Source organism: Lysinibacillus sp. FSL W7-1291, assembly GCF_038593415.1.
Lineage (GTDB): Bacteria > Bacillota > Bacilli > Bacillales_A > Planococcaceae > Lysinibacillus > Lysinibacillus fusiformis_D.
In genome coordinates, this window is record NZ_CP151994.1 from 2,523,282 (window position 1) to 2,536,367 (window position 13,086).

The window sequence follows — 13,086 nt, forward strand, 5'->3', positions numbered from 1 at the left end:
TAAATCACTCCTATGCCAAATGACCACCAACTAAGCGATCGCGCTTAATAGCCGTCCCAGCTTTTGTGAAAGAAACTGCTCTTAATATTGAAGTAGCTCCAAACCTGTTGCGTATTGCATCCATTGTAGGACCGATTATTTGACGCTGTGGCTTACGATCATCGAATAAATCTAATTGGATACTATGCTCTCTTTCCAGGTTGGATATTCGGACAGCTATTTGCCGAGTTGGTTCACCTGTAAAATATTTATCCAGTAATTCAATACAAGTTTTATACATCACAAGTGTTTCGCTTGTCGGTACTGCAATTGTTTTAGATCGATGGAATCCTTTGGTCATAGCGTTTCGACTATAAGAAAGACCAATACTAATTGTACGACCAACATAACCTGCATCCCGCGTTCGCTTCATTACGTCCTCACACATTTCAAGAAGTACTACAGAGATTTCTTTACGTGTATGGTAATCCCTCATCAACATTTGGCCCTTCCCAAAACTTAACGCTCCGTTTGTTATTAACGGCTCCCCTAATTTGGATAGATCTATTCCCCATGCATGGTAATAGAGTTGATTGCCCATTACACCAAAGCGCTTTTCTAATTCTTTTAAATCTGTATTAGCCAAACCACCGACTGTTTGTATCCCCATAGCATTTAGATTTGCTTCCATCTGTTTACCGATCCCCCACATTTCAGAAAGGGGTTGAACTGGCCATAATTTTTTTGGAATATCTTCATATGTCCATTTAGCAAAACCTGTTTTCTTTGCTTCAAGGTCTAAAGCTAATTTGGCTATTAACATATTTGGTCCCATACCTACTGCACTAGGTATATTAAATTGGTCAAGAATAGCTCTTTGTATTTCCTTAGCCGTTTCCTCAGGTGAACCCCAAAGCTTTTCAGTGCCAGTTAAATCAACAAAACTTTCGTCCACACTATACACATGTATCGCATCAACTGGTACATAATTAGAGATTAATTTAGTAATCGTCATCGACATTTGAATAAAGAAACTCATTTTAGGCTCAAACAATCTAATGTCAGGATGTTTTGGTATCTCATAACGTCTACTTCCAGTTTTGATTTTAAATTTCTCTTTCATCAATGGTGATGCCGCAAGCACTACGCTACCTGGTTGGTCAAAATTTGCTACTACGGCAACTGGCGTTTTTAAAACATCTAGCCCATGTAACATCGCCACGATACTGGCATAAAAGCATCTCATATCGATACACATAATTGGTCTATTGGGCATACCCTCATAATTCATATAACTTCACGTCCCTTACTAACAAAAGGAATAACAGCTAGAACATTCCTAATCAAAAAAGTACGTTTTGCATGTCTTGTAAAACAAAACGCCTGGAATGAATCACCAACAATTTTAATGACTTTTACACGCCTTTTTGTTATGGAGCCATCTTTTGCTATATACATCATATTCACTAATTGTTTATGCTGCATAGCTTTAATCAGTTGTTCTCTCATCTTAGTTTCCTCCCATTGCCTCTCGTAATTTTTTGAAATGATTGTTATTTATTATTAGCACAATGATTTTCCCTTTTACCTATATTACGTAGGAACATTTGTTTGTATACATAATAGAACGAATGTTCTTACCTTGGCAATGTTCAATTTTTGGAAAAAGACCAAGTACTCAAATTTATCCCTGTCAAGTAGAAAGTTGTAAAAAACTAAGCAGCCATCTAGCATTGATATTCTATCAGTGCCAGTGAGCCCTTTTTGGAAATGTTGTATCATCTGTGATTAGGGAATAGGTAAAAAAATCTTGATCAAGAAGTGAACTATGAATGGGAGAAATAAAGAGGAACTGATTTATATCAAATATGGCAAGAAAATTCGAAAGAATATGTCACAGTTAGTTTAGTAGGAGATAATTTTTTTAAAGGAACTTCTTTATAAATAGTAAAAAGAGAAATTGCGAGGTGCAATTTCTCTTTTTACTTGAACTGAAATTAACTATAAATCATCCACGGTGACTTCATTATTATATGATTGCCATTTCCGTTTCCATTTCCGTTTCCGTTTCCATTTCCGTTTCCGTTTCCATTTCCGTTTCCGTTTCCGTTCCGTTTCCATTTCCGTTTCCGTTTCCGTTTCCATTTCCGTTTCCATTTCCATTTCCATTTCCGTTTCCGTTTCCATTTCCGTTTCCGTTTCCATTTCCGTTTCCGTTTCCATTTCCGTTTCCATTTCCGTTTCCGTTTCCATTACCATTTCCGTTTCCGTTTCCATTTCCGTTTCCATTACCGTTTCCGTTTCCATTACCGTTTCCGTTTCCATTACCGTTTCCGTTTCCATTTCCGTTTCCGTTTCCATTTCCGTTTCCCATTTCCGTTTCCGTTTCCGTTTCCGTTTCCGTTTCCGTTTCCGTTTCCATTACCGTTTCCGTTTCCATTTCCGTTTCCATTACCGTTTCCGTTTCCATTTCCGTTTCCATTACCGTTTCCATTTTCCATTTCCGTTTCCGTTTTTCCGTTTCCATTTCCGTTTCCGTTTCCGTTTCCGTTTCCATTTCCGTTTCCGTTTCCGTTTCCATTCCATTTCCGTTTCCGTTTCCATTACCGTTTCCGTTGTCATCACCTTGCTTTACAAACACACCAAATGTTAGTGTATGCTCACCATACGTTACCGTAATCGTCGTATTACCTTGACCTTTTCCTTTTACCACCCCTGCTTTTACAGTAGCTATTTTATCATTCGCTACTTCATAGGTTGCAAGCTTTGTAACATCTTTTTCTGTTGTTTTCCCATCAAAAGTAGTTACTTCAGTAATCTTCACGGCAACTTCCTTACCTATACTAGTTTCAACCTGAGATTGGTCAATTTCTAGTGTTACTACTTCTACAACAGGTGCTTTAACTGTAACATTTACAGTAACTTTATTATCACCATATGAAATAGTAATAGTAGTCGTGCCCTCACCTACTGCAGTGACTAATCCATTTGCTACTGTTGCAATGTTTTCATCTCCAACCACATAAGTAGCTTTTGTAGTTACATCTTCCTCTGTTGCATCACCTTTTGCAGGCGTTGACGTTTCTGTTACCGTCAGTTGTGCAGTTTCTCCAGCTTTTAGGTCTAGCTCAGTTGGATTTACAGAAAGTGCTGTTACTACTTCATTTTCATATATCTTTGCTTCACCAACATTTCCGGCAGCGTCAGTAATTTTTACTGATACAGCATTAGTTTCTGCTGTTACTGGGAATGTAAAGCTACCGTCTTGATTTAATTCAAAAGGAACTGGTGCTTGTACTTCACCATTTATCGTCGAAATATAGGAAGCTTTTAATTTATCATTTAAATTATAATTTAAATCATATAAATCTAACTCTTCATTGTAGTCGATATACTTATCTGTTACCTGTCCTGTAGCGACACCATTAGCTACTGAACCTGTAATTTCTGGTTTAGTTGTTTTCACAACAATTGGCCCAACATAATCGGAAACTGCTCCTGATGCTGCAAGACCAGTGAAGTCAATTGTATACAGGCCATCTGGAATCGTTGTGGCAGGTTCTGATCCCCATGGTTTGTACTGCCCACCAACATTTAGCGTATAAGAGCCTTTTCCTAGCGCAGTACCTGCATGTAGATAACCAATGTAGCCGTCTTCGTATTCTCCACCTTCAGGATTCATAATATCCCAAAGCTCGATATAGTTAGTTGTTACGTCTCCAGTTAATGTGAATGAAAGTACAGCTGAATCTTTCACTCCATCGCCGTTAAAGGATAGGTCTGTTTCTGTAATCTTATAATCTTTAATTTCCGTTACTGCCTCGCCACCTAAGTCAGCTGCAAATGGTAATGAAATTTCTGTAGATCCTCCATTGATATAAATATACCCTAATATTTCAGAGCCATTTGGTGCCGTAGCTTGTGAAGCAGTTAATGTAATATTTAACACTTGCTCACCAACTAGATTAAATGTCGGCTGATCTACTGTAACAGTTGCATCACCAAATGTTTTTGTCACATCAATCGATACGTTATAATTGCCGCCGTTCCCTTTAATATCTTTTACTAAAACTTGTTTCGTTACAGAAATATCCTGATCTTTCAATGATTGTGGACCGAAAGTAACTGTCCCTTTCAAGTTTTCTGTAACTGCACCCGTACCATCCAAAATTGCGCTATCAAGTGCATAGGCAAGAATTTCTGGATGAGCTGCTGCATAAGCATTTACACGCCCTGCACCCTGAGAAAACACATCGTATTTTGTTGTATCTAAAACCTGTGCTGTATTAGAAAGCGCCACTTTTACATCGAACGCGTTCCAACTAGGATTTGCTTGTTTAACTAATGCAACAATACCTGCAATATGCGGTGTTGCCATAGATGTTCCTGTTTTACGACCATAAGCTTCCCCATAATCTGCATCAGGGAAATCTTTTTTATACATTGGAATCGTTGACATAATATTTGTTCCAGGTGCACTTACATCTGGTTTAATATCAAAGTTTGGTGTAGATGGTCCGCGCGAACTGGAAGAGTTTACCTCATCCCCAAGTGTCTTTGTGGAAGCGAATTTACTAAAACTTACTTTTCCAGTTCCGCCTGCTAATGCAGCGCGAATTGCATTACCATCCGTTTGAGACATGTCGAATGTTGGCAGAAATTCAAATGAATCACCAAGGAATGTGCCTGAAATGTCCGGTGCATTTGTTCCGCCAGCAAAGTTATGAATTATTGTTGCGACAGCTCCATTTGCCTTTGCATTCGCAATTTTATCAACAAATGCGATACCGCCACGGGAAATCAATGCCACTTTCCCTTCTACATCAATTCCTTCAAAGTCTTTTACTTCTCCGTTTCCAGGAACAGCAACTAGGTCAAATTCTCCTTGAAGCTGTTTTGCTACATCTTTCCCAAAAGTCGTTCCCATTAATGGAAGCTGTTTTGTTAAGTTGTAATTGCCAACTGTAACATTCACTTCCCCGTTATACATTGTTTCAGGATTTGTTGTGTTACCAACAGCAATGCCTAAACGAGCTGTTGCAGGAGTACCCATTGTTCCGCGATTTGGACCAGAGTTTCCTGTTGCAACTACTCCGATTGTTCCAGCCATCATTGCATTATTAATAGCAAAAGAACCAGCATCCGTTTCAGAATTGGCTCCCCCGCCAAGTGAAAGGTTGATAACGTCCATTTTTTCTTTTACAGCAGTTTCAATTGCTTTAACAATACCAGATGTAGCTCCACTTCCGTATGCTCCAAGAACACGGTAAGCATAAAGGTCTACTTTTGGCGCAATTCCTTTAATACCAAATTCGTTAGCGCCGATTGCTGCAATTGTTCCAGCAACATGTGTACCATGAGAAGTATAGAACGAGCTTCCTTTTTCATTAAATTCAGGTGTCCCGACTGGACGCTCTGAAGGTAATGTTTCCGATGCATCGTTATCTGCTCGAGGCTTCGTGTAAGTAGAAGAATTTGGAATAAAGTTTTTTCCGCCTTTATAAATTCCAGCGAATTCAGGGTGATCTGCATCAATACCAGTATCTAATACTGCTACTTTTATTCCTTGTCCTTCAATTCCTTCCTTCCAAAGCTGTTCGATACCAAGGAAAGAATTACTTGTATTCATTTGAGCTTCTACTGAATCTTTCTTCATAAGTTCCGATGATTTCATCGTATTATCTTCTGATGCGTAAACAATTGCATCAGGTTCAATTAATGTAATTCCATCAACTGTAAGCAGTTTTGGGAGATCCTTTGCCTTCACAGTTGCTGCAAAACCGTTTAAAACAGTATCAAATGTGTAACCTTGAGTCATCTCCACATTTTTAATAGCTAACTCTTTTTTAACTTCTGCTTGTTGTACTTTTACATTGGAACGAACTTCTTTTGCTTGGGCATTAGAGAATTTTCGGCCTTTGACTTCACTTATTCCTTGCTCTAATGCAACAGGCTTTTCGGATAAATGAACGATGACTGCAACCTTTTGATTGCCTGATACATTTTCTAAGCTTTCATGGAGGGTTGGACCATCTTTAGACAAGCTTAGCTGTTCAGCAATAGCCGCCTTTAGTTGAATTATACTTTCACTTTGACTATCTTGCTTGAATGGTTTCGATTCTTCAGCACTAGCACTCGACAATGGAACTAATAGAGAAAGCACCATAACGAAAACTAGAATACTACTTAAAAACTTCATAAACTTAAAATTTTTCAAATCTCATTTCCTCCTCTTCCTTTAATTGTCACACTTTTCAGTTTAGTGTGATATTTCCAATTTATCACAATGGAACTAATTCGAGAATCGGAATATTTAAATATTCTGAAATATTGATAATTTGTATCAATTTATGAAAAATAGATTAAATCTATTTTCCTAGTAATTGTATAAAAAAACAGAACTTTCAAACCATAAATAACTCACAGTAATTCATAATATTTCCAATTAACCCCATCAAGGCATCAGTGGCAGATACAGTCAGTGATGTAGTTGCTTATAGAAAATTAGGAGGGCTGTAAAAGGAGGGATTGGAAGGGTCGGTTTATATGTAATCTAGGAAATTAAAATAGCCAGCGACTGTTTTAAAAAGGCCGCCTGCTAATAGATTGTGGATCAAGTGCATCAGTTTTACAGTAATAAGAACGGTATTTTGTTTATCTAGATTCCTTCTATGCCCTATAAGAGCAGTGTAAATTTCATGATTGGATAGGTGAATCATAGAAGAGGTGTATAGGTAAAAAAAGAGCAGTTATAATATCCATAGAATACTATAACTACTCCATATAAAAACATTCCACATCAATATAAAAAATATCTTTTATGACCTTAGACTCTCGCTGTAAAATGGGCAGCATGGCTAAAATATTGTTTATAGGAAACGTACACCCCTCTTGCCTTGTAAAGTAAAAGATTCACCTGTTATGTTGATGATTTTTACACACCTTTTTGTAATGGCACCTGATTTCTCTATCTACATCATATGGACGATTTGGTGACGCTACCGATTCTTTCCTGTTGAACGCCCCTTTACAGCTCTGCATATGCCTTTTACACATTTACAATACTTTATATAAAAAGAACAAATATCTACTTTTCTTTACACGTACATACATTCTTAATTAGAGGTGGTAATTTTAGCTAATTTTTAAAAAGATACGTTCCGTAGCTGCTCTCTAGGCATCTGTGTAAGCCTATATGCTGTTGAAACATAATCTATGATGATGAATATCCCACTTTCATGAGAAAGGATGTAAGTATTAGCTCAAATATCGACTATACCTCTCCCTCTACAGAATTCACTTTTGATGTTAATAAAAGTACGCTTTTTAAAAAGGATTCACAAAATTACATTAATATTCTTAGTGTGGAACAATTAAATACAGTAGAAAATACATCTTTACTCGATATTTTTTTGAGTAAAGAAAATATCGTTGAGCCACACTACCATCAAAATGCCGCTGAGCTCGTCTATTGTATCGCTGGGGCAGCGACGGTTTCAATCTTGAATCCCTTTACAAAGAAAATACAAAACTATCCCATTAGACCTGGGCAAGTTGCCAATATACCGCAAGGCTGGTGGCATTATGAAATAGCAACAGCAGATAATACTCATTTACTTGCGATTTTTAATGCACCAACGCCAGAGGTCATTTTAGGTTCCGATATCTTGAAATTTACACCAGCAAATATTATGGCGCATACGTATTGTTTAGATGAAGAACAATGGAAGAAAACAATTGCACCGATTGTTCCATCCACTTATATCGGACCACCAAAAGGCTGTCATCGTGTCCAGTCAGCAACCGATCAAACTCCGTCAAAACAAACAATGCCGCAGCACTACATGAAGCCATGTCCATACCCTTATCCATATCGCTACCCTAATCCTCACATGTCTCCTTATGGCACCTATTATTAAAGGCTCGTTAGTAAACTTTTATTGTAAAAGATGAATAGAATGTCATTTCCTGTCCATCCTAATCTTAGATAAACTAAGAGTTAGGAAGTGCCATAATGATAAAGGACAATCTAGCATCGTTACAATTTAAGGAAATTTTCAAGCTTTGGTCACAGCTTGGTGTCAATCAAAGCTATATTGCTTCAAGCCATGCCTTTTTTAAGCATACACGTGATAAACATTTAAAAATCATGATCTTGGAGTTTATTCAATGTTTAAAAGAGGAAAATAAGCAGTTGACATTATTATTAAAGGAAAATGGCATGTTGGCACCCACTACAGCAATCGAGTACAGTAAGATGAAACTAACGGATCTTCGTGGAAAATCGGCTATTAATGATGGCGAAATTAGTGCTATTTTATCCATGAATATTGCCTCATCTTTAATTGCTGTAAGCCAAGCACTGGATTTGTCAGTAAAAAAGCTCCACTTAACTAAATATGGTGAACTTCATATGCGTTATGCACTATTAGGGGCAAAATTGATTGACCTCAGTAAGCGTAAAGGTTGGATAGTAGCACCTCAAAGCTAAAAAGAAGCATCCGTTTTATCTAACGGAAGCTTCTTTTTTGACCTACTATCGATTTCTCACGAACAGTAGCTTATACCATTGGTTCACTAGGAATGGTAATACCGATAAGCTATAAATAAAGCCTAGCTGAGCTGTCGTTAATGGAGCTACCTCAAAAACTGTTGTGAGCATTGGCATAAACAAGACAATGTGTAAGCTAAATACACCGATGATAAAGGCAAGCCAAGTATATTTATTCGAAAATACGCCAATAGCAAAGATTGATTGTTTGGATCTGGAGTTAAAGCCATGCACTAATCTTGATAGGCATAATGTGGTAAAGGCCATTGTGCTGGCTGTTAACGTATCACCTGTCGATAAACCGATTTGAAACGCAATAATGGTGGAAATGGCGATTAATATACCTTCAAGCACTACTTGTGTTGTAAAGGCTTTATTTAATAAAGGAGTATGGATATTTCTAGGCTTGTCCTTCATTGTTTTCTTATTATTTGGCTCTAAACCGATTGCGATTGCTGGTAGACTATCTGTCAATAGGTTAATGAATAATAGATGCACAGGTGCAAAAGGAACAGGTAAGCCTAAAACAGTGGCATATAACACGACAAAAATAGCACCCGCATTTCCTGATAATAAAAACAGAATCGCATTTTTAATATTCGTATAGATGCTACGACCATTGGCAATTGCCTTGACAATCGTCGAAAAATTATCATCAGTTAAAATCATGGACGAGGCATCTTTCGCAACCTCTGTGCCTGTCACGCCCATTGCTACACCAATATCGGCTTGTTTCAGGGCTGGCCCATCATTGACACCATCCCCTGTCATGGCGACAACATGCCCTTTATCCTGCCAGGCTTTGACAATTCGAATTTTTTGTGCTGGTGTAACACGAGCATACACAGAATAATCATGTATTTTTTCTTGTAGCTCTTGATCGGTTAAACCTTCGAGTGCATGTCCTTCTATAGCTTCTGCTGGATTTTGTAAAATACCAATTTGTTGAGCGATAGCTGTTGCTGTAATTTTATGGTCCCCTGTAATCATGACGGGCTTAATACCTGCTTTTATACAGCTTTCCACAGCCTCTTTCGACTCTTTTCTTGGAGGGTCCATCATCGCTACTAAGCCAACAAAGATTAAATCTCGTTCAGCTCTTGTATCGACTTTTTGTAGAGGCAATACCTCCTTATAAGCAATAGCTAACACCCTTAAACCATTCATAGAAAAATCACGATTCACTGCTTCAATTTTCTGGCGATGCTGCGCAGTCATCTCAAAAATACCAGTTGTTGTTTTGATTCGTGTCACTTTTGGTAAAAGTACATCTAAAGCCCCTTTAGTAATCATGATAGGTTGCTTGTCCATCTGATTAACAGTACTCATGAGCTTTCTCGCTGAATCAAATGGAATTTCAGCCAGTCGAGGATATTGCTCGCGAACTGTCAATTCATCTAAACCATATTGTTTCCCTAATTTCACGAGGGCGATTTCTGTAGGGTCACCAATTTCTTTTTGCTCACGCTCGACAGCGTCACTACATAGAAGCGCTTTTACCATCAGCTCTTTTTCCACTGGGTTCGTTGGATTCAGCCAATCGTGTGGAATCTTTTTCTGGTCGACGAAAACTTCCTGTACGACCATTTTATTTTCGGTTAAGGTACCCGTTTTATCAGAGCAAATAACCGATACACTTCCTAAGCTTTCAACAGCATAAAGCTTGCGGATGATCGCATTTTCCTTCGCCATTTTCTGGGTGCCAAAAGCTAATACAATGGTCACAATGGAGCTCAATGCCTCTGGGATCGCTGCAACAGCAAGGGATACAGCAAACATAAAGGATTCCACTAAGGCCCTTCCTCGAATAAGGTCAATCGTAAAAATAGCTAAACAAATTAGGGTAATGCCTAGTGCTAATTTTTCACCGAATTGATCAAGACTAATTTGTAATGGTGTTTTCTTCTCCTTGGCCGTATCGAGTAAATTCGCAATTTTTCCGATTTCGGTCTGCATTCCGATCGCAGTAACCATCACGATGCCACGTCCATTAGTCACAAAGCTTCCTGAATACACCATATTTTTCTTATCCGCAATCGTTACATTATTTTTCCGAATAGGGTCCGTACTTTTTGCTACAGCAATCGATTCGCCTGTGAGCGAGCTTTCATTGATGTGTAAATTATGGCTTTCCAGTAGCCTGCCATCCGCATTGATGTAGTCGCCTGCCTCCAACATCAGAAGATCGCCTACCACAATTTCTTCAGAAGAAATCTCCACTAGTTGATGATTACGCATGACTTTGGCAATCGGAGAGGTCAATGCTTTCAGATTATCTAGTGACTGCTCTGCCTTCACATGCTGCACCGTGCCTAAAATAGCATTTAAAATGACCACGATCATAATCACAATGGTGCTTCCCACTTCTCCTAGTAGAAAGGAAACGAAGGCCGCAACGAGTAAAATAATGACCAATAAATCTTTAAATTGACCCATGAAAACAGCCCATGTACTTGTTCTTTTCCCTTCCTCTAATACATTATAGCCATAGATTTGTTGTCTTTTTTTGACGTCATCATCGGTCAAGCCTTGTGTGGTGACGTTCAATATTTTCATGACTTCAGCAGATGATTGTTGATGATATTCAGTCATTGGGTTCTCCTTCCATTTACAAGATTTGAAGGTTTCCTTTAAAAAGTAGTATTTACACTTAAATCTCAAACTCCTCAAGTCTGTAAATTCATTAACTACAACAATCTATTCCATAGAGAATTGGAGTATGCTAAGAAACCATAGAGAATTTAATTTTTGAAACGATTCGAAAATAGATTCAAAAAAAGGTATTGGGATGGCTTTCCCAATACCTTACAGGCAGTTGTTCTATTACGAGTTATGATGTGCTGATGAATAATCTACGTGCTGCTCCTGACCAAGAGGTGCTCTTTTGATAGAGAAGATGGCACAAGCTAATGCACAGAGAACTAGAATCGTACCAAAGCTTGCTAAGTGCATAACGGACCCTGTCCAAGCAAACATAGCGCCTCCTACTGCTGATCCGATGGAGATCCCGATTTGCAGGGCAGCTGTATTTAAGCTTTGCTGAATATCAGATGATTGAGGATCTGCCTGAATTAAATAATTTTGTAATGGTGGTGTCAAAGCCCAGCTCAACGCCCCCCATAAAACCGTAAATACTAAAAACAGTGGCAGGGCAATAACTGTATAAGGAATAGTAAATAACACAATGGCAAAGGCAGAGACGATTAAAATAATAGCCTTGCTTGTGCCAATTTTATCACTCACCCAGCCTCCTATAGCGTTCCCGCTAACAGAGGCAATACCGAAAATTAAGTAGCAAATACTAATCCATGAGGCACTCAGATCAAATGCTTCTACTAAAAATGGTGTTAAATAAGCGTAGAGCATGTAATGACCCGCTAACATAAACAGCGTAGTTAACTGTGCTGTTAGGATTTTCAAATTCGCCAATGATTTGATTTGTGCCTTCAGTGGCACTACTTCTCCGATTGGCATTTTTTCAAGCAATAAGGCAATTAAAACCATTGAAATCGTTGACAGGATACTAATACCTAAAAATACAGCACGCCAGCCAAACGCTTCTGTAATAAAAATACCCATTGGCACACCGATTACAAGCGCGGAACTTACGCCCATAAAAACAAGCCCTAATGCTTTGGCACGGTGGCGAGGCTCTACGATTTTAGTAGTAATCGTTAATGATAATACGATGACTAACGCTGTACTCATCGCTGTGAAAATACGAGCAATTAGCACAATGATGAACGTTGTACTAAAGAAGGTCATTAGATTCCCTAACGTGAAAATAAATAAAGAAATAAGGAATAAGCGCTTCCGTTCCACCTTGGCTGTCAAGGATAGTAGGACTGGCGCAGAAATCGCATAAACCAGTGCAAAAATTGTGATTAATTGTCCTGCTGTTGCTAATGATACATGTAAATCCTCTGCAATATTTGGCAGGATTCCACCAACAATTAATTCAACTAACCCTACTGCGAAGGTTGTCACTGCAAGAATATAAACTCTCCAATTCATCGTAATCTCCCTTTCATTACACTTCCATTTTTGTAGGAGATTCTTTTAAAACATAATAAAAAAATCCTGACTACAAAAATGAAGCAAAGTTTTGTAGTCAGGATTTTATGGTTCCTGGTAGAGACCCTCAATCCATATTATTGAGGTTATACAGATCAAATATTTACTTTAGCTATAGTAGCACATCAAAATTTCATTGACAATAGATTTTTTTCATAGAATGAACGCCATCATAAAACCGTGGAATCGAGAGAAAATTTTGAATTTCTGCTTATATTTCGACGAATTTGACCATACATATTAACATACAATAACTATTTTAAGAGGTGATTGTTTGCGCATAGTAGGATTTGTTTGCTATTTTTTAATACTATTTTATGGCGTAGAATTAGTAGTAGAAGAGTTCACGATTGAAGAACCAGCAATCCATTCTCCAGCAAAAAGTAGGCTGTCGCCCATTAAAGAAACTGTTGAAAATTCAAGAATTTGTGTCTATTATCCCACGTATAAAAGCTGTACAGATTTACCCCAAAATTAAAAAG

Annotated in this window: 8 protein-coding genes and 1 riboswitch; of the genes, 3 read left to right on the forward strand and 5 right to left on the reverse strand. The window is 38.1% G+C overall.

The genetic code is table 11. The annotated features are described in order from the left end of the window. Positions 1–10 precede the first annotated feature (10 nt). The 3 genes from NST76_RS12305 to NST76_RS12315 form a co-directional block, all read right to left on the reverse strand. Positions 11–1,270 carry a UV damage repair protein UvrX gene (locus NST76_RS12305; protein ID WP_036129128.1) on the reverse strand — a complete coding sequence of 420 codons (1,260 nt, stop codon included), beginning with the start codon at positions 1,268–1,270 and terminating at the stop codon, positions 11–13. Further along, positions 1,267–1,488: a transcriptional regulator gene (locus NST76_RS12310; RefSeq protein WP_036129126.1), complete on the reverse strand. Its 222-nt coding sequence runs from the start codon at positions 1,486–1,488 to the stop codon at positions 1,267–1,269. The genes NST76_RS12305 and NST76_RS12310 overlap by 4 nt, the downstream gene beginning before the upstream one ends. A gap of 520 nt (positions 1,489–2,008) precedes the next feature. Continuing rightward, positions 2,009–6,196, reverse strand: a complete 4,188-nt coding sequence (locus NST76_RS12315; RefSeq protein WP_342543936.1) for a S8 family serine peptidase — start codon at positions 6,194–6,196, stop codon at positions 2,009–2,011. 1,039 nt (positions 6,197–7,235) lie between these two features. On the opposite strand from NST76_RS12315, the gene NST76_RS12320 reads away from it, so the two are divergent. Next, positions 7,236–7,898 (forward strand): cupin domain-containing protein, encoded by a 663-nt coding sequence (locus NST76_RS12320; RefSeq protein WP_342545276.1) that lies wholly within the window; start codon positions 7,236–7,238, stop codon positions 7,896–7,898. 95 nt (positions 7,899–7,993) lie between these two features. Continuing rightward, positions 7,994–8,470: a DUF3231 family protein gene (locus tag NST76_RS12325; protein ID WP_058844181.1), complete on the forward strand. Its 477-nt coding sequence runs from the start codon at positions 7,994–7,996 to the stop codon at positions 8,468–8,470. Positions 8,471–8,515: 45 nt separating this feature from the next. Here NST76_RS12325 and NST76_RS12330 read toward each other — a convergent pair whose 3' ends face one another. Continuing rightward, positions 8,516–11,122, reverse strand: coding sequence for a cation-translocating P-type ATPase (locus NST76_RS12330; RefSeq protein WP_058844180.1), 2,607 nt, complete (start codon positions 11,120–11,122; stop codon positions 8,516–8,518). Between the two features lie 231 nt (positions 11,123–11,353). Next, complete coding sequence (locus NST76_RS12335) at positions 11,354–12,544, reverse strand: MFS transporter (protein ID WP_036129111.1); 1,191 nt, start codon at positions 12,542–12,544, stop codon at positions 11,354–11,356. Between the two features lie 74 nt (positions 12,545–12,618). Then, a riboswitch (purine riboswitch) is annotated at positions 12,619–12,718 on the reverse strand. A gap of 160 nt (positions 12,719–12,878) precedes the next feature. Here NST76_RS12335 and NST76_RS12340 point away from each other — a divergent pair. After that, positions 12,879–13,082: a hypothetical protein gene (locus tag NST76_RS12340; protein WP_342503708.1), complete on the forward strand. Its 204-nt coding sequence runs from the start codon at positions 12,879–12,881 to the stop codon at positions 13,080–13,082. Positions 13,083–13,086 lie beyond the last annotated feature (4 nt).